The 20,759-nt window shown below is 62.5% G+C and carries 20 protein-coding genes; 11 read left to right on the forward strand and 9 right to left on the reverse strand.

The features are described 5' to 3' along the window. The first annotated feature begins 133 nt into the window (after positions 1-133). Entirely contained in the window at positions 134-439 is a 306-nt protein-coding gene (locus tag NKJ13_RS20185; protein ID WP_352507157.1) for a hypothetical protein, read from the forward strand. Positions 440-975: 536 nt separating this feature from the next. Here NKJ13_RS20185 and NKJ13_RS20190 read toward each other — a convergent pair. Then, a complete protein-coding gene (locus tag NKJ13_RS20190; protein WP_352740113.1) occupies positions 976-1,830 on the reverse strand; it encodes an aldo/keto reductase in 855 nt (284 codons plus the stop codon). Positions 1,831-2,059: 229 nt separating this feature from the next. Between NKJ13_RS20190 and NKJ13_RS20195 the strand changes: the two genes are divergently transcribed. The 4 genes from NKJ13_RS20195 to NKJ13_RS20210 all read left to right on the forward strand — a co-directional run bounded on the left by NKJ13_RS20195 (position 2,060) and on the right by NKJ13_RS20210 (position 4,427). Next, the gene (locus NKJ13_RS20195) at positions 2,060-2,695 is read left to right on the forward strand and encodes an ankyrin repeat domain-containing protein (RefSeq protein ID WP_352740115.1); all 636 of its coding nucleotides are present in this window, start codon (positions 2,060-2,062) and stop codon (positions 2,693-2,695) included. A 143-nt stretch (positions 2,696-2,838) separates the two neighbouring features. Then, positions 2,839-3,228 (forward strand): ArsR/SmtB family transcription factor, encoded by a 390-nt coding sequence (locus tag NKJ13_RS20200; RefSeq protein WP_352740146.1) that lies wholly within the window; start codon positions 2,839-2,841, stop codon positions 3,226-3,228. Further along, complete coding sequence (locus NKJ13_RS20205; RefSeq protein WP_254819403.1) at positions 3,225-3,758, forward strand: SRPBCC family protein; 534 nt, start codon at positions 3,225-3,227, stop codon at positions 3,756-3,758. The genes NKJ13_RS20200 and NKJ13_RS20205 overlap by 4 nt, the downstream gene beginning before the upstream one ends. A gap of 93 nt (positions 3,759-3,851) precedes the next feature. Then, entirely contained in the window at positions 3,852-4,427 is a 576-nt protein-coding gene (locus tag NKJ13_RS20210) for a dihydrofolate reductase family protein (RefSeq protein ID WP_352507160.1), read from the forward strand. Positions 4,428-4,549: 122 nt separating this feature from the next. Here the strand turns inward: NKJ13_RS20210 and NKJ13_RS20215 are convergent, their stop codons facing one another. The 6 genes from NKJ13_RS20215 to NKJ13_RS20240 all read right to left on the reverse strand — a co-directional run bounded on the left by NKJ13_RS20215 (position 4,550) and on the right by NKJ13_RS20240 (position 10,309). After that, the gene (locus tag NKJ13_RS20215) at positions 4,550-5,350 is read right to left on the reverse strand and encodes a class I SAM-dependent methyltransferase (RefSeq protein ID WP_352507161.1); all 801 of its coding nucleotides are present in this window, start codon (positions 5,348-5,350) and stop codon (positions 4,550-4,552) included. A gap of 152 nt (positions 5,351-5,502) precedes the next feature. Further along, positions 5,503-6,414, reverse strand: a complete 912-nt coding sequence (locus NKJ13_RS20220) for a DUF930 domain-containing protein (protein WP_352705644.1) — start codon at positions 6,412-6,414, stop codon at positions 5,503-5,505. Positions 6,415-6,595: 181 nt separating this feature from the next. After that, positions 6,596-7,345 carry a glucose 1-dehydrogenase gene (locus NKJ13_RS20225; RefSeq protein ID WP_254819721.1) on the reverse strand — a complete coding sequence of 250 codons (750 nt, stop codon included), beginning with the start codon at positions 7,343-7,345 and terminating at the stop codon, positions 6,596-6,598. A gap of 48 nt (positions 7,346-7,393) precedes the next feature. Beyond that, a complete protein-coding gene (locus tag NKJ13_RS20230) occupies positions 7,394-8,398 on the reverse strand; it encodes a sugar-binding protein (RefSeq protein WP_254819720.1) in 1,005 nt (334 codons plus the stop codon). Positions 8,399-8,451: 53 nt separating this feature from the next. Further along, positions 8,452-9,513 (reverse strand): ABC transporter permease, encoded by a 1,062-nt coding sequence (locus tag NKJ13_RS20235; RefSeq protein WP_352740117.1) that lies wholly within the window; start codon positions 9,511-9,513, stop codon positions 8,452-8,454. Positions 9,514-9,568: 55 nt separating this feature from the next. Then, positions 9,569-10,309, reverse strand: a complete 741-nt coding sequence (locus NKJ13_RS20240) for an ATP-binding cassette domain-containing protein (protein WP_254819718.1) — start codon at positions 10,307-10,309, stop codon at positions 9,569-9,571. Between the two features lie 453 nt (positions 10,310-10,762). Between NKJ13_RS20240 and NKJ13_RS20245 the strand changes: the two genes are divergently transcribed. Both NKJ13_RS20245 and NKJ13_RS20250 read left to right on the forward strand, forming a co-directional pair. Next, complete coding sequence (locus NKJ13_RS20245; RefSeq protein WP_352756019.1) at positions 10,763-12,196, forward strand: coiled-coil domain-containing protein; 1,434 nt, start codon at positions 10,763-10,765, stop codon at positions 12,194-12,196. A gap of 171 nt (positions 12,197-12,367) precedes the next feature. Beyond that, positions 12,368-13,891, forward strand: coding sequence for a serine hydrolase (locus NKJ13_RS20250; protein ID WP_502896214.1), 1,524 nt, complete (start codon positions 12,368-12,370; stop codon positions 13,889-13,891). Between the two features lie 29 nt (positions 13,892-13,920). Here the strand turns inward: NKJ13_RS20250 and NKJ13_RS20255 are convergent, their stop codons facing one another. Beyond that, a complete protein-coding gene (locus NKJ13_RS20255; RefSeq protein ID WP_352740121.1) occupies positions 13,921-14,856 on the reverse strand; it encodes a hypothetical protein in 936 nt (311 codons plus the stop codon). Positions 14,857-15,120: 264 nt separating this feature from the next. On the opposite strand from NKJ13_RS20255, the gene NKJ13_RS20260 reads away from it, so the two are divergent. Further along, entirely contained in the window at positions 15,121-15,561 is a 441-nt protein-coding gene (locus tag NKJ13_RS20260; protein WP_352507169.1) for a lipid-binding SYLF domain-containing protein, read from the forward strand. A gap of 18 nt (positions 15,562-15,579) precedes the next feature. On the opposite strand, the gene NKJ13_RS20265 is transcribed toward NKJ13_RS20260, so the two are convergent. Continuing rightward, positions 15,580-16,212 (reverse strand): TetR/AcrR family transcriptional regulator, encoded by a 633-nt coding sequence (locus tag NKJ13_RS20265; RefSeq protein WP_352705635.1) that lies wholly within the window; start codon positions 16,210-16,212, stop codon positions 15,580-15,582. 719 nt (positions 16,213-16,931) lie between these two features. Between NKJ13_RS20265 and NKJ13_RS20270 the strand changes: the two genes are divergently transcribed. From NKJ13_RS20270 to NKJ13_RS20280, 3 genes are read left to right on the forward strand one after another with little or no spacing between them, the layout of a single operon-like run. Beyond that, positions 16,932-17,417, forward strand: coding sequence for a (2Fe-2S)-binding protein (locus NKJ13_RS20270; RefSeq protein WP_352507171.1), 486 nt, complete (start codon positions 16,932-16,934; stop codon positions 17,415-17,417). After that, positions 17,414-18,397, forward strand: a complete 984-nt coding sequence (locus tag NKJ13_RS20275; protein ID WP_352740122.1) for an FAD binding domain-containing protein — start codon at positions 17,414-17,416, stop codon at positions 18,395-18,397. The genes NKJ13_RS20270 and NKJ13_RS20275 overlap by 4 nt, the downstream gene beginning before the upstream one ends. Further along, on the forward strand, positions 18,394-20,715 hold the full coding sequence (locus NKJ13_RS20280) for a xanthine dehydrogenase family protein molybdopterin-binding subunit (protein ID WP_352740124.1): 2,322 nt from the start codon (positions 18,394-18,396) through the stop codon (positions 20,713-20,715). Before NKJ13_RS20275 ends, NKJ13_RS20280 begins: the two co-directional genes overlap by 4 nt. The last annotated feature ends 44 nt before the right edge of the window (positions 20,716-20,759 follow it).

The following is a 20,759-nucleotide window of genomic DNA, read 5'->3' on the forward strand; positions in this document are numbered from 1 at the left end:
GTTCCGTGGCCTGGCGGAGCAGAGGCTTGCCCCAGATCCTTCCCTCCGGGGGGTAAGCCTGAAAGTTCGGGTTGACCGCTTGTGAAGGCGAAGCGACTATCTGTGCGAGGTGAATTCCGTAGGAGGAAATACGATGGACGAGCCCGATCGGTGGCGCCACATGTCGAGTGCGCCAAGGGACGGCAGCAGAATCCTTGTCACGGTTCGGCCATCCGAACAGGGGCCGGCCGAAGTCGACATGGCTTTCTGGGCCCGGGCCGATCAGTTCGGCAGCGAAGGCTGGAGGGCTTCCGACTCTTCTCCGGGACGCATCGTCGAATATGCCGAACCGGAGCTGAAGTGCTGGATGCCGCTGCCGTCGGCCAATCTGAGCAAGGGTTCGATGCCGAGCCCCTGGGAGGAGGATGATGTCCCGCTGCTGGATGGCTCGGGGATCTGAGGTGAGCTGTCGCGGTCGCTATAGGACCGCGTTGGGGCCGAAGCTGCCGATCTCCCCCCTCGTGGGGGAGATGTCCGGCAGGACAGAGGGGGGCGCCGTAGAACGCCGACCTCGATCGCCAAAGAGCGTTGACAATGCCTTACACGCCATTGCCTCCACGACACCGCGCAAATGCCAAATCGATGCCCAAGGCCAGCACATTGGCATTGTGACTGGGCTCGCCGCTGCATCCTGAATGGGTGGCCAAAGCGCGAGTTCCGTGAGCGACGGATGGGCAGCAGAACCCTGGCAAGACCGGCGGGACAGCGCCCCCCTTGTAACTTGGAAACGACCACTTCTCTGTCCTGCCGGACATCTCCCCCACGAGGGGGGAGATTGGCTCTCATCTCGGCTTTTCGCTAGTCTCCAACGTTGCAAGAACGGCGCTCCCGTTGAAGCTGCCAATCTCCCCCGGGGGGAGATGCCAAGTGGTGCCAAAGAGGGCAGGACACAGGGGTCGCAAAGGAATGCCAACGCCGCGGTGATGCCCGCCTTCGTCAGAACAGGAACGCGGCGGTGGCGGGGTTCGGGCCGGTGCGGCCGTCGGGCGAATCCATGCCCCGGATGAGCTCGAGGTCCTTCGCTTCCAATTCGAAATCGAAGACATCGAAATTGGCGGCGATCCGGTCCTGGTGGATCGATTTCGGGATGACGATCAGCCCTTCCTGAAGGTGCCACCTGATAATCACCTGCGCCACCGACTTGCCGTGTTTCCTGGCGATGCTTTCGAGCGTCGGGTCGCTCAACAGCCGGCCGCTGCCCAGCGGGCTCCAGCTTTCGATGCGGATGTTGTGCCTGTCGTGAAATTCGCGTTTGTCGCGCTGCTGGAAACGGGGATGGAGCTCGATCTGGTTGACTGTCGGCGAGACGCCGGTCTCGCCGATGATCCGCTCGAGATGGTCCTGATTGAAGTTCGAAACGCCGATCGACTTGATCCGGCCCGATTGCCTGAGCTCGATCAGCGTCTTCCAGGCCTCGACATATCTGTCCTGGCCGGGCACCGGCCAGTGGATCAGGAACAGGTCGAGCTGCTCGATGCCGAGCTTGCTCATCGTCTCGTCGAAAGCGCGCAGGGCGGCGTCGCGCTGATGGGCGCCGTTGCGAAGTTTCGAGGTGATGAACAGCTCGCTTCTCGGCACGCCGGCCGAGCGGATCGCCTGCCCGACGCCTTCCTCGTTCTGGTAGCCTTCGGCGGTGTCGATCAGTTTGTAGCCGGCCTCGATCCCCCAGCCCACCACCTTGGCCGTGATGGCTGGATCGACCTGCCACACGCCAAGGCCGATTTGCGGAATGGCGGAGCCGTCGTTCAATCTGATTTGTTCAGGTCTATCTAGGGTAATCTGTTCAGCCATGTTCAGGTCCTTCTGCATCATTCCGCCCGGCGCACGCTCTATCTAGTCTGGATGGCCGCCAAAGCCAGTCGATATCATGAGAATGTGAGGAGACGGACGTGAAGCGCTGATCTTCCGCTTCGGGCCGACAGCTCTCTGTGACCCACGGAGTCCAGGGAACTCCATTCAGGACGATCCCGCTGTCGCGGATTCTGTGGTATTCTGTGGACTATCCGAGGAGGCGACTGCGTTGACCAACAGCTTGGAAGGCGAAGGAGCAAGAGACTGGTCGCCCCTGCTGGTCGCGGCAGAACAAGGCGATGCGGATGCGGTTCGATCGGAATTGGCGGCTGGCGCCGAGATCAATCAGTCGGACGACGGCGGCTGGTCTGCACTTCACCTTTCAGCCCTCAATGACCGCACAGCGGTGGTCGAGGTGCTGATCGAAGACCCGGAAATCGATGTGAATGCCAGAAACAAGTGGAAGAGCACGCCCTTGAGCCTTGCGTCGGCCAAGGGACATTACGCGTGTATCTCAGGCCTCGTGAGACACCCCCAAATAGAGATCAACGCGCGAGCTGACTACTACGGTAGAACGGCTCTTATCGAGGCGGCGAAGAACGGGCATCTCGAAGTCGTCAAGTTGCTCGTGGAGAATGGCGCGGAAGTAAATCTGACCGACAAGACGGGGAGAAACAACGCGCTCATCGAGGCTATCAAAGGGCGGCACTACGAGATCGCGGAATACCTGCTGGATTCTGGGAAAGTGAGCTTTATCAACAAAGAAATAAGGCTAAACGCCCTGATCTGGGCTGGCAGCTGCCACAACCCTCAGCTTATCGAAAGGCTGGAAGCCGCGATCCACAGTTTCTTCAACGGCAAATAAGGGCCTCGCCCTTACTGTCGCGGGCCGTCCGTATCTCCCGTCACGTCGATGCGCTCGATGGCGCAAACGGCCCTGCGGCGCTTCACATAATTTATTCAACCAAACGGTTGACTATCTCAAAGCGTGCGTCTATATTCAACTACATGGTTGAATTACAAACACCTCAGATGGATGCGGTCTTTCACGCCCTTGGCGACGCCACGCGCCGGCACATGCTTCGCGATCTCGCCCATGGCGAGAAAACGGTAAGCCAGCTGGCGGAACCCTTCGCGATGTCGCTCGCGGCGGCCTCCAAGCACATCAAGGCGCTGGAGAACGCAGGGCTTATTCGTCGAGAGGTGAGGGGCCGCACGCATCTGTGCCGACTATCCCCCGGACCGCTGGCCAGCGCCCATCAGTGGCTCAGCTTCTACGAGCGCTTCTGGACCGGTCGTCTCGATGTTCTCGAACGCCTTCTTCGCGAAGAGGACGCACGCAAAGCCCAGGATGAGCCCAGGAAATCGCCCAATCCGAAAGAAGGAGACGAGCAATGAACCAGATGAGAAGCATCGACGCCTATGGCGCGCTAAGCGAGCCCGCCACGTTCACTATCCAACGCCTTTTGCCCGGACCCATCGAGCGCGTCTGGGCCTATCTCACCGAGAGTGACCTGCGCCGGCAGTGGATGGCAGCGGGGCAGATGGAAATGAAGGCGGGCAGCTCGTTCGAATTGGTCTGGCGTAACGACGAGCTGACGGACCCGCCTGGCCAGCGCCCCGCGGGCTTTCCCGAAGAGCATCGGATGGAGGGCCGGATCACCGACCTCGATCCGCCGCGCAAGCTTTCCATCACCTGGGGAAATACCGGCGGCGTCTCCTTCTTGCTGGAGGCGAAGGGTAGCGATGTGCTGCTCACCGTCGTCCATCGCCGCCTGCCGGAACGTGCAATCCAGCTCAACATCACGGCCGGCTGGCACATACACCTCGACCTGCTGGCCGCCCGCCTGGCTGGCAAGACGCCGACCTCGTTCTGGGACGGCTGGAGCCGCCTGCGGGAAGAATACGATCGCCGCCTGCCGGCCTGATGTAACTCGCGGCGTCCATCCCTGAGGTCGCCGCCAGCAACACGAAGCAACGATGAAACGTGCTTGCATCCCGCAAGCCTGATGGAGGAAGTCATGCGCAAATTGATCGCTGGGATGAAAATCTCCGTCGACGGCAAGATGGAGGGGCCCGAGGGTTACGCCGATTGGGTCGACGCGTGGTCGGACGAATATGGCCTGACGCCGCAAATCGACGCCTGCCTGCTTGGCAGCGTCATGTATGCCGGCTACGAGCGCTACTGGAGCGCCATCCAGAACGAGCCCGACAAGCCGCTGCCGATGACCGGCAAATTGCCGAAGCCGGCCGAGCTCGAATGGGCCCGATTCGCCGCGCAGACCCCGCATTATGTGCTGTCGAACACAATGACTTCGGCCGCCTGGCCAAAGACGCGCTTCGTGCGGAATTTCGAGGATATCGCTGCGCTTAAACAGAAGCCCGGCAAAGACATCTACCTTATGGGCGGCGCCCGAATTACCGCGAGCCTTATCGATGCCGGGCTGGTCGATGAGCTCAGGCTGATCGTCTATCCGCTGCTCGCCGGTGAAGGAAAGGCGCTGTTTGGGACGGCGAAAAATCGTCGTGGGCTCGAACTGCGCAAAGTGGAGCAGCTTTCGGACGGCCGCGTCAGGCTGGTCTACGGGATCGGCTAATGCAGCCACCCTTGGCGGATCTAGCGGGGCCGAAGCGGAGGCCGTCCCGTCAACAGCGGGACAAGCCGGCGCGAGGAGAGCGATGCTTCCTATGCGAAGAATGCATCCCGGCTGCCGGCCGGTCAGGCAACGATACCGCGGCAGGCCCAGGCGACATTCGCAAAGGATCTCGGGCCGTCGGGCCGGCCGGCCTCATAGGCGTCGCGCATGGCGGCGTCGACGCGCGCCCGCTCTTCTGGATCGAGCGTGGCCACATACTTGCCGAGCGGCCCTTCGCCGGCGGCTATCGGCGCCCAGTAATCGTCGAAGTTTTGATAGTCCATGCGGATCATCAGCTCGGTCTCCGTAACGTCGCGGAGACCCTGCTCGACAAAGGTCCGTTTCATTTCACCCGGCTGCATCATCGGCTGCGTGCAATAGCGGGCGCGCAGCTGGCGTCCGCCTTCGCTGAGCACCGCCACCGTGTCGATCATCATGCGCATCCCCGGCATGCCGCCGAGATGGTCCCATACCGTCGCCGCGACCACGCCGCCCGGCCGCACGACGCGGCGCATCTCGGCGACTGCCTTGCCGGCTTCGGGCACGAAATGGAGCACGAGCAGGGCCAGGGCACGGTCGAACGCGCCGTCCTCAAAGGGCAGGGCGCAGGCATCCGCCTGACGGATTTTTATCCGCGGATCGGAGTTGCGCCGGATTGCCTCCTCGACAAAAACGCCTGAAAAGTCGATCGCGGCGACCTCACGGAGGTCAGCGGCCTTGACGAGCGCGAAGGTCAGGCTGCCGGTGCCGCAACCGACGTCGAGGATCTTTTCGCCGTCTTTAAGGCCCGCAAAGTCGATGAACAGCGGCGCGAGCCTTTGGCTCCAGCGGCCCATGAGCTGCTCATAGCCGGCAGCATGGTGAACATTGAAACTTGAAGTCATCGAAGCCTCCTCCCAAAGCCGTATGCTAGACTTCGGCGGCCACTGACGAAAGCCATTTTTGGCGCGTGTTGGTTCGGTCACTCGGGCCGCGCGAAGACATCGCCGGCCGGATTTGATGGCGCCGGACAGCCGGCCTCCGTGGCCTTGACCACCTATTCGGCGGGCAACCCGCGGCGCTTCCATTCACTGCGCGGCACCGGATTTCCAACACGGAAGGCGAACGACACGACTTTCGTTGCGTCCGGATCGACCTCACAACGAAAGCTCAGATCGTACCACTGCCCGTTTGCGGGGAACGGCGCACTGGCGACGTTCATGACCGTGCCGGCCTTCAGCCGATACTCAAGCAAGCTGTCTGGGAAATAGGGGGGCGACGCGTGCACCAATTGCTGCGCGAGCTCCGTGTTGCAGAGCTGACCGATTCGTACTGCGCGCGGCACGTTTCTCATGGCGGTTGTCGCGATTGGATCATCGGTTGCTGCTTGCGAGAACAATCTTTTCGCTTCTTCAAGCTTCAACGGCTTTTGCACGTTAGCGACATCCGCCGGCTTGGGCTTTGGCGGCTGTGATGCGCCAGGCGGCGGAGCCTGGTCTTTCCCGTCGACCGCAGTCACGGCAGGTGGCTGTGCAAGATCCTGGTTATTGGGATCTTGCGGCGCGGGCGGTTGTTCCGAACCATCCTCCGCACTGTTGCCGTCCAGAGACTTGCGAGGACCGGCGTCCTTCTCACCGAATTGGAAGACAGGTCTCTGCGCGGCGACCTCACGGCTCGCCGGGGTCTCGACCTTTGCTTCCGGCGGCTTTTCCGGCTTGGGCGGTTCAGCGGGGGACGGAGGTTTGGTTTTTTCCGGCGGTTTGGGCGGCGGCACGATATCCACCGCAATGGCCTGCTCCTTCCCTGGCTGCGAGAGCGTTGCCGGCAGTCCGAACAACAAAAACGCGACGATGAGCAGATGCAGGGCAATCGAAGTGGGCAAGGCCCACCCGAATACCCGGCGCTGATCCCGTATGTCGTTTCTCATCGTGGCCGGTGTGTGGAATGAAATATTGGCGGCATCAAGCATCGATGCCGCCAGACGTCGAAATAACCCGTTGCGAATCGAGAGTCGGCGGCTGCAATACGGCGCGCCATCCAATCGTGTGGCGTCTGCGTCCGCGCAGGGGGACCGGGCCAGCAGCACATGCAGCAAGTCGTTTCAGGCGGCTAGCAGGCACGCCCTGTCGGCACGGTGTCGCCGGTTGAAATCACAGGGAAACCGATAGCCCGCCGTCAACGGCCAGCACGTGCCCGTTGACGTAAGCGGCAGCGTCGGAGGCGAGAAACACCACGGCTCCGCCGAGTTCCTCAGGCTGGGCCCAGCGGCCCGCGGGGGTTCGTGCCTCGACCCATTTGGTGAAGGCCTCGTCGTGCATAAGTGCGGTGTTGAGCTCGGTGGCGAAATAGCCTGGGGCGATCGCGTTGACGGTGATGCCGTGGCGGCCCAGCTCAGCGGCAGTTGAGCGTGTCAGCCCGTGCAGCCCCGCCTTTGCCGCCACATAGGCGTGAATGGTGGGACGGCCAAGGATCGCAGCGACCGATCCGGTGTTTATTATGCGCCCGAACTTGTTTGGCAGCATCAGGCGCACCGCGTCGCGCATCATGCGGAAGCAAGCCGACAGATTGACGGCAACCACGTGGTTGAAATCCTCGTCCTGCCATTCGACCAGCGGCTTACGATGCTGGATGCCGGCGTTGTTGACCAGAATGTCGAGGCGGCCGTGGCGTTCGACGATTCCTTCGAGCGACGCCCTTGAGATCGCCGCGTCGGTGACATCGAACGGCAGGGCTTCTGCACCTATCCTGTCCGCCGCGGCGGAAAGGGCGGCCACGTCGCGGGCGTTGACGACCACCGTCGCGCCGTTCTCCGCAAGTGCCTTGGCCATGGCAAAACCAAGGCCACGCGAGGCGCCCGTGACCAATGCGACACGGCCCTTGAGCGAGAACAATTCCGGCATTGAGATCCCCTATGGAAAAGGGCGGGAGTTTCCTCCCGCCCAAAAGCACTATTTAGCGACGCAGGTGTCGGCTGTCTCCGGAGTGCAGACATCGAGGCCCGTGTAGGTCGGGTCGGCCGGCGGAGCCTTGCCATCCTTCATGTCCTTCAGCGCCATCATCGTCTTGTAGCCCATCTCGAACGGCCGCTGGCCGACCTGGCCAAGCGAGAAACCTTCCTTCATCTGGTCGATCTGTACCGGAAGCGTGTCGGCGACGACAAGGGCCAGGGCCTTCGAGGCGATCTTGTCCTTGTACGGTGCGACGGCGGCGCGGTTGGCATCAGGGATGAACTGCGGGAAGCCACCGGTTGGGACAAACGCGTCGAGGTTCGGGTTTTTCGCCATGATATCCTCGAACTGTTGCACCGAAAGCGGGAAATCATCGTTGGTGTAGAGCGGACAGCCTTCGATTTCGGTCCAGCCGTTCTGGCCTGTCAGCCGATCTCCGGGCGAGGCCGCCGATTTGGTGCCCGAAAGCGTATCGCGAATGCCCTGCATGCGCTCGTTGTGGTTGGCCGCCGCGGCGCCGCCGGACTGGATGCAGATCGTGCCGCCTTTGGGCTTGATCTGCATGACAAGCTTGGCGAGGTTCACACCGATCTCGTAATTGTGGGTGCCGATGTAGGCAACGCGCAGATCCTTGTTTTCGGGCAGGAGATCGGAGTCCCAGGTGAGAACCGGGATACCGGCCTCCTTGGCGGCCTGCAGCGCAACCGCCATCGCTGCGGCGTTCGAAGGCGACACGGCGATGCCGTCCACCTTCTTGGCTACGAGGTCCTGCACGATCTGCACCTGCTCGTCGCCGCCGCCATGTTCGCCGGGGCCGATATACATGCACTCTACAGCGCCATTGGATTCGGCCTCGGCCTTCTTGCAGCCGTCGCGTGCCTGGTCGAAGAAAGGATTGTTCATGTTCTTCGGCACCAGGGCGAAGGTGTATTTCGCCTGGGCGCCGGAAACGGCGAGCACCATTGCGCCAAGCGCGACGGCGGCCGTGAGCAGATGTTTTTTCATGTGACGTTCTCCTCCTTGGTGTGATGTCCCGCAAGCCTCCCGCCGGCGGGTTTCTAGCGGCGTTTTTTGGGCATCAAGACTGCCAGCGACGCGGCGAGAATCGATTTGCCGCCGGTTTGCATGCCCAAGAGAACCGCAAGAACGATGAAGGCGCCGACGAAGGCACCCTGCCAGTTTGAATCGATGCCGGCCATCAGCAGCGCGTTCCTGATCACCTCGAGGAAGGCGGAACCGATGATCGCACCGAAGGCCGTGCCGGCGCCGCCCATGAGGCTGGCGCCGCCAATGACTGTCGCGGCGATAACGCGCAGCTCATAGCCTTGGCCCATGGCATTGATGGCCGAGCCGTTATAGCCGAGGAGCAGGAGCGAGGCGAGCGCGGCGGTGAAAGCCGAGAAGACATAGGCCTGGAATTTGATCCAGTTGACCGGAACGCCGGTGAGCCGTGCCGCCTCCTCATTGCCGCCGATGGCGAAGAGATGCCGGGCCCAGGCAGTGAAGTTAAACACGAAGCCGACAATCAGGGCCAGGATCACCATGGTCCAGAATTGTGACGACAGTTCTGGTATCCAATGCGGTGCCCAGTCGTCCAGACCATGCCGCGGCCATTTCCCCTGACCGATTGCCTTTACGATCGGGGCATCGGGCCCGAACTGGTAGAGCATCTGGTTGGCCGAGAATACGACCGCCAGCGAGCGCGCGACGGACAGCATGCCGAGGGTGACCACAAAGGACGGCATCCCGACATAGGCGACAAAGAATCCATTGACCGCGCCACACGCCAGACCGGAGAAAAGGCCCATGGCGAAGGCGACGTACCAGGGATAATGCCAGGTGAGGAACAGGCCGGCGACGATGACCACGAGACCCATGACGGAGCCGACCGACAGATCTATGCCGCCGGTGATGATGACGATCGTCATGCCAAGTGCCATGATGCCGAAAGGTGCGAAATTGCGCGTCACATTGGCGACGTTTTCAGAGGTGCCGAAGCTCGGCTCCATCGCAGTCATCAACATGACGAGCGCAATGAGCGCGATCGTCACCCAGAAGGGCTGACTTGAAATCACACGTTGGAGAACTGTTTTTTCCTTGGTCGGAACGAAATCCGACATGGCCGGCCGGCCATGTTCTTCGACTGAGCCCTGAACGCCAACTGACTCCTGAACACTATTCGCCACGGATGGCCCCCGTTATCAGTCCAGTGATTTCCTCGGGCGACGTTTTGTCGGCTGGCTTGTCGGCAACTTTTGAGCCCCGCCTGAGGACGATAATACGATCTGCCACGGCGAACACATCAGGCATTCGGTGACTGATCAGCATGACGCCGACTCCTTGTGCTTTGAGGCGCCGGATCAGTTCGAGTACTTCCGCCACCTGGCGCACTGAGATGGCGGCCGTTGGTTCGTCCATCAGCACCAGCTTGGCATTTGAAAGTCGGGTCCGCGCGATGGCGACCGCCTGGCGCTGCCCACCCGACATCTTTCTGACGAGGTCGCGCGGCCGGGTTTCCGATTTGAGTTCCTTGAACAGCGCAGCCGAGCGATCGATCATCGCCTGCTTGTCAAGAATCCTGATCGGCCAGAAGCCTTTCTTGATCTCGCGCCCCAGAAAGACGTTCTGCGCGGCTGTCAAGTTATCGGCGAGCGCCAGGTCCTGATAAACAACTTCGATCCCTTTGGCGCGGGCCTGCACAGGCTGGTGGAAGTGGCACACCTCGCCCTCGACTACAATTTCGCCGTCGCTCGGAGGAAAATTCCCGGCCACCGTCTTGACTATCGTCGACTTGCCGGCGCCGTTATCCCCCATGAGACCAACGACTTCGCCTCGCTCCACCTGGAAGCTGACGTCGGTCAGGGCCTGGATAGCCCCGAAATTCTTGGAGACGTGGCGAACCTCAAGCACCGGCATCGCGGTCCTCCCGGGACAACATTTTGTCGGTCTTGTCCCTGGTCTATTCACAGCAGCTAATCAGCGAAACGTATTCAACACAATCATTTATTAGGTCAGGCCTCTCGGCAGTGACACGCGTCGTCCTAGGCCGTGACCTTGTAGCTGCTGCAGAACACCGAGGCGCTCGGCCGGTCCTTAAGACAATTACCAGGCGATTCTCAGGCTTGCGCCGCTTCATATCCGTCTCGGGTGAAATGAGTGGCATTTTGCGAGCGGTGCCAACGCCTCGGGTATGGAGCGCGGCAGAACACGGCTTTACGTCATTCAAACACACGAGGACAGTGGCCAAGCCTGTCCCTAGCCTGCGTCGGCCAGAGCGCACGTCAGGAGATGAACCCCGTATTCGGGGAGGCGAGGTCAAGAGTTGAAAGTCCGCTCCTTAACGGCGCTGCACGAGAGGGATATTCGGTCATGAATTTCAAAGGTTTGATCAAGCGTGCCGAGACTGTGGAAAGAGCGTTCAAGGAGCTCGAAACCGATTTGGCGGATGCGTTTAGCGAATGTCTCAACGTGGACGATCAGCCGCCGCTGAACGACGTCACTGTGCCGGATGAGACGGTATCGGATGAGAATCTCGGGGCAACGGATGACAGCTCGCAGATCGAGGCCAATGCGGACGCCTTCGAGACCGCACGACGGCTGTCCCCCCATACGCAAACCCGGCTGGCTGCCTTAAGCGCGGTCGATGGGCTCTTTCACGACGCGCAGGAGTATCTGGGGGAGATCAATGCGAAACTGTCGGAGATCGCGACCTCGCATCATCTGACGGGCGAATTTCTAAAACTGCTCCACGGCGACATTCTTCGCGCCAACGAATTGGAGCTGGCAAATACTGGCCTGACCGCGCAGCAAAGGGTGCTGTCCGAACAGCTCCACGATGCAACCAGAAAGCAGCGCGAGCGCGACAGCGCTATCGAGGCCCTGCAGCAGCACGAGGCAAGCCTGGTCGAGGACAAGGAAGCACTTCGCGGCGCGCTGGCTGCGGCAAGGCTGGAACTTGTCGTGGCAGGCAATGCGAGCGCAAAACGCGAGGCCGAGTTCGGCGAGCTTGTCAAAACACTCTCAGCCAGAGCCGTCGAGGCCAACAGACGCTCGCGCGAGAACGAAATGCTGCGGGAGAAACATGTCAGCTTGTCGATCGACCTCGACAAGGCGCTGAAACGGGAAGCCGAGGCCCGGCACAGGCTGGACGAACTCTCGACTGTCCATGCCAATGATGCCGCGCAGCTTTCGGAACTGCTGGCCGCGCTTGGCAAGAGCGAGAAAGAGGAGATGCGGCTGCAGAAATCGCTCGATATGGCGCAGGCGAAGCTATCGGAAATAACGGAAGCAGCCCGCCTCAGGGACGGTGACAGGGAAGCCGAGCTTGCACGCAGTGTCGCGGAGATGACCGGCTTGCGTTCTGAAATCGAGGACCTTCGATCGCGGCTGGAGGCCGCCTCCAACCAGAACAGCGAAGCCGCCAGCGAGATCGCCAGGCTCAAGGCCCAAGCGAGCGACGCGGTGGCCGAAAGGCAAATTGTCGAGCAAAAATTGTCTGCTCTCATGAAAGAGAGCGAAAACGACAAGATGAACCTTTCCGCAATCAGCGCAAATTTTTCGCAGCTTTCTCTGCAACAGGCATCCGAACAGATACAGTTCGACGTCCAGAGGCAGGAATGCGAGGATCTGCGAGCCGAAGTCGCGTCGCTTCAAGCCCGGGTCAAGGAACTGTTGCCCTATGAGCGGCTCCACAAGGTCACCAACGCCAGACCGCGTGAAGACGGCGTGGTCGAGATCACCGCCGCGGTGGCGGAGAAGGCCCGCGCCGGCAGGCGGCGCCTCCGCCTGCGCGCTGCATCCTAGCTCAGGCGCGGCTGTCTGAATTTCGACTGGTGTGATGCGGACATCCGTCAATGGATGGCGGGTCGAGGGTGAGGCTGGCCTTCCCTGCGTCGGCCTGCAATAGTGCACGCCGGTGAAGCGGAGGGGCTGAGCATGCGGCTGTTCATAAACCGGAATCACCTCCGGTGGAGGATGTTGGCCTTCATCGCAATCATGACGCTTTTGCCGAAGGCGGCGTCGGCCGATACCATCCCACCCGACAGGATCGCCGCCGCTCTGTCGAAGCTCGAATTGCTTGCCGAAGGCGTCGTCGCGGATGGTAGCGTGCCCGGTCTGGCCATCGGCGTCGTGCACGGCGACGAGGTGATCTTCCTCAAGGGGTTCGGGCATCGCGAAGCCGGAAAACCGGAGATCGTCGATGCCGACACGGTCTTCCAGATTGCCTCGCTCTCCAAGCCGGTCTCCGCCACCGTCGTGGCGGCGCTGGTCAGCGACGGGATCGCTTCGTGGGATTCCAAGATCGCCGACCTCGATCCGGCTTTCCGGCTCGCTCAGCCCTATCCGACCAGCGAACTCACGGTCCGCGATCTGTTTGCACACCGCAGCGGGCTTCCCGGCACCGCCGGCGACGACCTCGAGGACATCGGCTATGACCGCGCGGAGATCCTGCGCCGCCTGCGGTTCGTGTCGCCGTCATCCAGCTTTCGCGCGGGCTATTCCTACAGCAATTTCGGACTGACCGAGGGTGCCGTCGCGGCCGCGAAGCCGACAGGCAAATCATGGGAAGAGGTCGCCGAAGAGAAGCTCTACCGTCCGCTTGGAATGGCCTCGACCAGTTCCCGTCATTCGGACTTCATCAAGCACGCCAACCGCGCCGAGCTCCACGCCAAAATCGATGGCGCGTGGACCGCCAAGGTCCAGCGCTATCCGGATGCGCAGGCGCCAGCAGGCGGCGTCAGTTCCACCGCACGCGACCTCTCGCAATGGATGCGCCTTGTGCTCGGCAACGGGGACTACGCCGGCAAGAGACTCATTGCCGCCGATGCGCTGGACCAGACACATATTCCCTTGATGGTTCGCGGCAAGAACCCCGTCTCCGGAGGCGAGGCCTTCTACGGCCTCGGCTGGAATGTCGAATTCGGCCGGCACGGACCGATCTGGGGTCATGCGGGCGCCTTCAGCGCCGGCGCCCGCAGTCTGGTGATGCTCTTTCCCGAGGAGAAGCTTGGCATCGTCGTCATCGCCAACGCCTTTCCGACAGGCGTGCCGGAGGGACTGTCCGACAGCTTCGCCGATCTCGTCTTCGACGGAACGCTGGGAAAGGACAAGGTAAAGGCTTGGAATGATATCTATGCAGGCATGTTCGGCCCGGTGATTGCGGCGGCCAAGGCTACCTATGCCGCGCCGCCCTCTCCAGCAAGTCCGGCGGCGCCGGCCAGCGCCTATGCGGGCCGTTACTTCAACGACTTCATCGGCGATGCTATTGTGTCAGGCGAAGGAGACGCTCTTGTCCTCAAGGTCGGGCCTGCCGGTGCGCGGTCCTATCCACTGAAGCATTTCAACCGCGACCTCTTCGTGACCTTCCCCGATGCCGAGATGCCGGACAGGCCTTCGGCCGTCAGCTTTGCCCTCGGCCCCGACGGCAAGGCGTCGGCCATGACCGTCGAATTTCTCGACGACAATCGTCTCGGCACGCTGCAACGCGTGGGGGATTAGCCGCCGCCGGGCGGGCGATGCTTGCCGGTTCAGGATGCCGGGCCGAACTGGAGCAATTTGAAGCAATCGCCGCTTCCCGACTTCAACTGCGTCAGGAAGCCTTTTGACCGATCGATCCATTCCTGGTGCGACGTGGCATCGGCTTCGATCTCATTGGCCGGTGCAAGCTTGACGAAGTCGCGCCCCTTGCTGAAAAGCCAGCACGCGCGGCCGAGAAACCGCCTGCTGCGCTGGCGCAGGAGGTCGGCATCATAAAACACGTCGAGCACCTCCTGCTTGATCTTCCGCTCCTTTTCGGGCTTGGCGATCGCAACCTCGATAGGCTCGCCGCCGATCGCATCCTGCAGGTCCTTGTAATCAAGGGCCATCTGGGTGGTGGCATATTTGATGTCGCTCTCGTCCCGGACGACGTTGAACCATAGCGTTGGGTTGAGCTCGTTGACGACGAACGATGCTTCGAAATCGCGCGACAGATTCAGGATATCGAACCCCTGAACATCGACGTCGCGCTCGACCAGAAGGATCTGGGAAACCTGCTTGGCGAGCGCCGTTCCGTGGGCGCTGACAGCGGCGTTGTCACCGCCGTGTTCCGGACTGACATAAGCACCACCATCATCCAGCAGCGCGTCGAATTCGCCGAGGGCCTCCACGACAGCGCTGCCGCGGGCAACACGTGCCGCCAGTTTGGCGAGAACCTGCTGGAGCTCCGCTTCGCGTTTGCGCTGGTCCTGATAATTCTGCTGGAAAAAGAAGATGAACAGGGACACGCCAATCCCGATCATGATCACGCCCAGCTGCGAAAAGATGTTGCGATAATATTCCAGCAGCTTTTCACGATGGCGTACGTCGTCGCGCACGCTGTGCGCCACGCGAAGATTGACGATCAGCGAAAGGACCAGCAGCCCGGCACCGACCAGGATAAGGCCGCCGATCAGGAGGTAGCCATGCCGTGAGTTGAAATCCATTCCTTTGCCGCGCTCCCGAAACCCCAGGACAGCGCAGACTAATACCATTCCGCCTCAACACCTACGATCATCCCCACCATCAGTCATGTTCTTACAGCCAGGACTACGCTCGCCATCCGCCTCGTTTCGTAGCGGTCTTCTCGCAGCCGGATTCAGGCCGCGTGCTTGGAACCAATGACGGGCGAGACTGTTCAGCTATGACTTTGATACGGCGCCGACGTGCCCGGCCGGCTGGGCATGCGGCGATCTTGAGGAGTTCTCATCATGAAGATTTCGTCCAGATTTCGTTCAGTCGCGGTTGCCGTCATAACTGCGGCGGCAGTTAGCTTTGCCAGCGTCGCACATGCCGACAGCGGTACGATCCGCTTCGCCATCTACAAGGCGGCCTTCTTCATCGGCGGCGCCGGAGGCGAGGGCACACTGACCTTCCATGGTCGCCGGTATCCCATCTCGGTCGGCGGCATCTCGGGCGGCCTCGCCTTCGGTGCCTCCAAGACCTATTTCAAAGGTACCGTGCGCCACATACGGCGCGCCCGGGATGTGACGGGGGTTTACGGCGCAGCGGGCGGTGGCGGCGCGCTCGGCAAAGGAGCCCAGGTGATCGTCATGACCAATGACAAGGGTGCCCAACTCGAACTCACAGGCAGGCAGGTAGGCCTGCAAGTCAATGCCGATCTCAGCGGTATGAGCATCTCGCTGAAATAAGGACAGTCACTGCATTCGTTATTCCTTGGATGGGCGGGATTTGGCCGCTCCAAACCGCAGCCCATCCATCAGCAGCGACACCAATCGGCGCGAGCGGTCGCGCCAGTCCTTGGTGTCCGGGGCCGAATAGATGCCGCCCAGCGCATGCAGCACGTCGGAGGCATCGACGTCGCTGCGGATCGAGCCGTCGGCGACCGCGGCATCGATCAGCCGCCGCAAGGCGAGCGTCACCCTGCCCGAAACGTCGGAGAACAGGGTGGAGTTGGTCGTGAGCAGGATGCGCAGGCTTGTCGACAGCCCGCGCTTGGTGGCGATGTAGTCGACGAAGCGCTGCATCCATTGTTCAAGCGCCACGTCGGGCGAATGATCGTGGGCGAGTTCGTCGGCCGCCTGGCACAGCCCTTCCACTTCGCGCCGATAAACCACCTCGACCAGATGCTCGCGGGTTGGGAAATGCCGGTAGAGCGTGCCGATGCCGACGCCGGCCTGGCGCGCAATCTCCTCCAGCGAGGCGTCGACGCCATGCGCGGCAAAGGCCTTTGCCGCGACCTCGACCAGCGCGTCGCGGTTGCGCTGCGCGTCGGCGCGCAGCGGTTTTGCAACGGCGGTTTCGGTTTTGTCTCCAGGTATGACGGGCGGCTCCGCGGCCAATTTCTTCTCCAGTGCTGATCCGAAGCATAACCGGATAGGCAGGCCCCGTTTCAAGAACGCAGACTCTTCCACCTTCGTTACGTCTCCGACAAATATAATCGCAAGTAACTATAATCACAGGATCGAGTTTGGGCCGGCGTTCCGGCAGGCGAGGCATCTTGCCCGCCTCCGGTGCACGGCGGGTGACGACGGAGGATATTTCCTCGCGGCCGGCACTCCTCATCTGTTCGGCCGATGCCGTGGGGCAAAAATGAGCCCACGTTGAGCGCGATCCCCTCAGGATCATTGGACTGTCCTGCCCCTACAGACAGTCCAGAGAGCACCACCGGCTTGGGCCGGTGGTGCTTTTTTGTCTCCCGGCATGACGGCTGGCTGCCCGCCCCCAATTTTCTCCAATTTCGATCAATTTCGATCCGGGGCTTGAACAGGGCGGAGCAGGCCCCTAGTTAATAAACGGAGGCGCCTCCGATTTGTGGAGCGCCTTTATCATGTAATCACGGGATCATGTAATCACGGGATCGGGTATGTCACGTCTTTCAACCTCGCAAACCGCGGCCCTCCCGGAGGTCGCATCAAGCCAAGCGGACCCCCGCTGCCCTGCCGGGCATCTCCCCGCAAGGGGAGATTAGCCTTCACCTAGCCATAAGCTGACCTTGCCGCTCGCTGGCCGGGCGCCAGATCATCCCCTCTCGCGTCAAGCAACTGGAGCCAGACGCCCCATGACAAGCAAAACCCGAACTCCGATCCAACTTCAAATCAACGGACATCGACATGAGCTCGAGGCAGAGCCGCGTGTTACCCTGCTCGACGCCTTGCGCGATCATCTCGGCCTGACCGGCACCAAGAAGGGCTGCGACCAAGGCCAGTGCGGCGCCTGCACCGTCCATATCGACGGCCAGCGCGTGCTGGCCTGCCTGACTCTTGCCGCGCAGGCCGAAGGACGTGCCATCACCACCATCGAAGGGCTTGCCGGGGAGGATGGCGCGCTACATGCGGTGCAGGCCGCCTTCCTCGAACAGGATGCCTTCCAGTGCGGCTATTGCACGCCGGGCCAGATCATGTCGGCGGTCGCCTGCATTCGCGAAGGCCATGCCGGCTCCGATGAGGAGATCCGCGAATACATGGCCGGCAATCTCTGCCGCTGCGGCGCATATCCGCATATCGTCGCCGCCGTGCGCCAGGCAGCCGTGGAGGCCACATCATGAGGGACTTTTCGTATCTCCGTGCCGGCTCGGTCGACGCAGCGCGTGAGGCAGCAGCACTGCCCGGCGCCATGCTGCTCGCCGGCGGCACGACGCTTGTCGATCTCGCCAAATGCGGCGTTGCCGAACCCGAGATCGTGGTCGACATCACCCATCTCACCGGACTGGACACGATCGTGATCGATGACCGGGGCGCCACGGTCGGGGCGCTGGCCAGGATGAGCACCGTGGCCGACCATGCCGGTATCAAGAGCGGGTTCCCTGCCGTCTCAGAGGCGCTGTGGCAGGCGGCATCGGCGCAGCTGCGCAACATGGCGACGATCGGCGGCAATCTGATGCAGCGTACGCGCTGCCCCTATTTCCGCGACCCGGCGAATTTTCCCGCCTGCAACAAGCGCTCGCCCGGCAGCGGCTGCTCGGCTATCGGCGGCGTCACCCGCGGCCATGCCGTGCTCGGGACCAGCGAGGCCTGCATCGCCACCTATCCCGGCGACCTGGCGGTTGCACTCGCCGCTTTCGACGCAATCGTCCATCTCGGTGACCGCCAAATCGCCGTCGATAACTTTTTTCTGCTGCCGGGCAGCACGCCCGACAACGAACATGCGATCGAGCCCGGCGAGATGATCACCGCGATCGGCATTCCCGCTTCGGCCGCCGCCCGCCGCTCGACCTATCTCAAAGTCCGTGACCGCCAGTCCTATGAATTCGCCGCGGCAAGTGCCGTGGTCGGTATCGAGTTCGAGGCCGACGGAAGGACGATCCGCGATCTTCGCGTCGCGCTTGGCGGCGTCGCCACCAAGCCATGGCGCGCCCGCGCCGTCGAAGAGGCGCTGAAAGGCAAAGTGCTCGAGCCGGAGGTCGTCAGGCAAGCCAGCCTGCTCGCCGTCGAGGGCGCCGTCGACCATGGCGCCAACCACCACAAGATCCAACTGGCGCCGCGCGTCGTCACCCGCGCCATCCTAAAAATGGGAGAAACGGCATGACCGTTCACGAGTTGAGAGCAAGACCCGGCGATGCCAAACACGGCGACGCTTCGGACGGTGCCGTCCTCGCCGATCAGGTCGGCGGCCGGCTGTCTCGCGTCGACGGCCCGGCCAAGATCACCGGTGCCGCCAAATATGCCGTCGAGCAGCAGCTCGAGGGACTTACCCATGCGGTGCTGGTCGAGAGCACCATTGCCGCCGGCCGGGTGCGTTCGATCGACACGGCCGCGGCCGAAGCGTCGCCCGGCGTGCTGCTGGTGCTGACGCCTGACAATATCCTGCCGCTGAGAACCGCAACGGACTGGCTGGGCACGCCGCCGCCGGATGTCGCCTATTGCCCGCTGGCGCGCGACATCACCTTCAGCGGCCAGCATGTCGCGGCGGTGGTGGCCGAGAGTTTCGAGCAGGCGGCAGCGGCCGCGGCGCTGGTCAAGATCGCCTATGACGAGGCGCCGGCGATCGTCGACCTCAGCGATCCGAAGGCCGGCGACGGCATCCCGGTCGACGCCATGACCAAGGAATGGGGCGAGGCGGAGACAGCGTTCGCCTCGGCTCCGGTCAGGATCTGCAACGCTTACAACACGCCGCGCGAATACCAGGCGCCGATGGAGCCGCATGGCCTGATCGCAAAGTGGCAGGGCGACCAGCTGACGGTCTGGGAGCCGAGTCAATGGGTCGACGGCATGGCGCGGACCTATGCCGAATGGTTTGGCGTGCCGTTCGAGAATGTGCGCCTTGTCTCGCCCTATATTGGCGGCGGCTTCGGGTCCAAGGCGTTCGCCTATGGCTACGGCGCGGTGGCGGCAGCGGCCGCGAAAATGCTGGGACGGCCGGTGAAGCTGGCGGTCACCAGGCCGCAGACCTTCACCGCCTATGGCGGACGGGCGGCGACGCGCCAGACGGTAGCGCTCGGCGCCGATCGCGACGGCAAAATCCAGTCGATCGTGCATCGCGGCGTCAACGAGACCTCTGTCGACGGCATGTGGGTCGAGCCGCTCGGCTCGGTCACCTCGGTCATGTACGCGACGCCGAATTTCTCGTCGCGGCAGAACGTCGTGCGGGTCAACACGGTGGTGCCGGGGGCATTGCGCGCGCCGGGCGAGAACCCGAGCGCCTTCGGCATCGAAAGCGCCATTGACGAGCTCGCTTACGAGGCCGGCATCGATCCGCTGGAAATCCGGCTCAGGAACTATGCCGAGCAGGACCCGCATGCCAAGAAGCCGTGGTCGACACGGCAGCTGCGTGAGGCCTTCGCCGCCGGCGCCGAAGCCTTTGGCTGGTCGAAGCGGAACCCCCGGCCGCGTTCGATGCGCGACGGCAACCAGCTGATCGGCTGGGGTGTCGCCGCCGGCACCTATCCGGTGCGGCGCGCCTATGGCGAGGCCATGGTGCGCATCCTGGCCGACGGCTCGGTCGAGGTCGAAAGCTCATCGATCGACATGGGGCAAGGCACCTACACGATCCTGGCGCAGACCGCCGCCGAGGTGGTGGGCGTGCCGGCGGAAAACGTCGTCGTCAAGCTTGGCGATTCCCGCTATGCGCGAGCCGGCGTCACCGGCGGTTCGCGGCTGGCCGGGGTGATGACCGGCGCCGTCCACAAGGCGACGAGTGCCGCGCTCGACCAACTGATCGGGCTCGCCATCAGCGATCCGGCTTCGCCGTTCCATGCGCTGCAGGCCAACACGCTCGTCGTCGCCAATGGCCGCATCGCTTCACCGCGCGGCAACGGCCCTGAAGTTTCCATCGCCGAACTGCTCAGGAGCGTCGGGCGCGAGCATATCGAGGCGAAGGGCGACACCATGCCGGCCAATTCGACGGTCGAGGACCGCTACAAGAACTACACCACCATAGCCATGGCGCTGCCACACACCGAGGGCGACTATTCCCGCTACAGCTGGTGCGCGCATTTCATCGAAGTGCGCGTCGACGAGGACTTTGGCACGGTTCGTGTGTCGCGTGTGGTGTCGGCGCTGGATTCGGGCCGGCTCTACAACCCCAAGCTCGCCGAAAGCCAGTGGAAGGGCGGTATCATCATGGGCATCGGCCAGGCGCTGCTCGAGGAAGGCATCGTCGACCGCCGGCATGGGCGCATCGTCAACAACAATCTCGCCGACTATCTCATCGCCACGAATGCCGACATTCCCGATATCGAGGTGATCTCGGTCGGTATTCCCGATCCGCACTCCTCGGTGCTTGGCGGCAAGGGGGTCGGCGAACTGGGCATTGTTGGCGTGGCGCCGGCGATCGCCAACGCGGTGTTCCACGCCACCGGGAAAAGGGTGCGGGACCTGCCGATCACGCTGGAGAAGCTGATTTAAGAGCAGACAGCGAAGCTGCCAATCTCCCCCCTTGTGGGGGAGAT

It is taken from the genome of Mesorhizobium sp. M0174, assembly GCF_040322275.1.
Taxonomy (GTDB): Bacteria; Pseudomonadota; Alphaproteobacteria; order Rhizobiales; family Rhizobiaceae; genus Mesorhizobium.

Excerpts from the sequence above, each read along its gene's own strand:
- NKJ13_RS20185 (WP_352507157.1), top strand. The coding sequence starts at position 134 with ATGGACGAGCCCGATCGGTGGCGCCACATGTCGAGTGCGCCAAGGGAC.
- NKJ13_RS20190 (WP_352740113.1), bottom strand. The coding sequence starts at position 1,830 with ATGGCTGAACAGATTACCCTAGATAGACCTGAACAAATCAGATTGAAC.
- NKJ13_RS20200 (WP_352740146.1), top strand. The coding sequence starts at position 2,839 with ATGGTTGAATTACAAACACCTCAGATGGATGCGGTCTTTCACGCCCTT.
- NKJ13_RS20205 (WP_254819403.1), top strand. The coding sequence starts at position 3,225 with ATGAACCAGATGAGAAGCATCGACGCCTATGGCGCGCTAAGCGAGCCC.
- NKJ13_RS20210 (WP_352507160.1), top strand. The coding sequence starts at position 3,852 with ATGCGCAAATTGATCGCTGGGATGAAAATCTCCGTCGACGGCAAGATG.
- NKJ13_RS20215 (WP_352507161.1), bottom strand. The coding sequence starts at position 5,350 with ATGACTTCAAGTTTCAATGTTCACCATGCTGCCGGCTATGAGCAGCTC.
- NKJ13_RS20220 (WP_352705644.1), bottom strand. The coding sequence starts at position 6,414 with ATGCTTGATGCCGCCAATATTTCATTCCACACACCGGCCACGATGAGA.
- NKJ13_RS20225 (WP_254819721.1), bottom strand. The coding sequence starts at position 7,345 with ATGCCGGAATTGTTCTCGCTCAAGGGCCGTGTCGCATTGGTCACGGGC.
- NKJ13_RS20230 (WP_254819720.1), bottom strand. The coding sequence starts at position 8,398 with ATGAAAAAACATCTGCTCACGGCCGCCGTCGCGCTTGGCGCAATGGTG.
- NKJ13_RS20235 (WP_352740117.1), bottom strand. The coding sequence starts at position 9,513 with ATGTCGGATTTCGTTCCGACCAAGGAAAAAACAGTTCTCCAACGTGTG.
- NKJ13_RS20240 (WP_254819718.1), bottom strand. The coding sequence starts at position 10,309 with ATGCCGGTGCTTGAGGTTCGCCACGTCTCCAAGAATTTCGGGGCTATC.
- NKJ13_RS20245 (WP_352756019.1), top strand. The coding sequence starts at position 10,763 with ATGAATTTCAAAGGTTTGATCAAGCGTGCCGAGACTGTGGAAAGAGCG.
- NKJ13_RS20250 (WP_502896214.1), top strand. The coding sequence starts at position 12,368 with ATGTTGGCCTTCATCGCAATCATGACGCTTTTGCCGAAGGCGGCGTCG.
- NKJ13_RS20255 (WP_352740121.1), bottom strand. The coding sequence starts at position 14,856 with ATGGATTTCAACTCACGGCATGGCTACCTCCTGATCGGCGGCCTTATC.
- NKJ13_RS20260 (WP_352507169.1), top strand. The coding sequence starts at position 15,121 with ATGAAGATTTCGTCCAGATTTCGTTCAGTCGCGGTTGCCGTCATAACT.
- NKJ13_RS20270 (WP_352507171.1), top strand. The coding sequence starts at position 16,932 with ATGACAAGCAAAACCCGAACTCCGATCCAACTTCAAATCAACGGACAT.
- NKJ13_RS20275 (WP_352740122.1), top strand. The coding sequence starts at position 17,414 with ATGAGGGACTTTTCGTATCTCCGTGCCGGCTCGGTCGACGCAGCGCGT.
- NKJ13_RS20280 (WP_352740124.1), top strand. The coding sequence starts at position 18,394 with ATGACCGTTCACGAGTTGAGAGCAAGACCCGGCGATGCCAAACACGGC.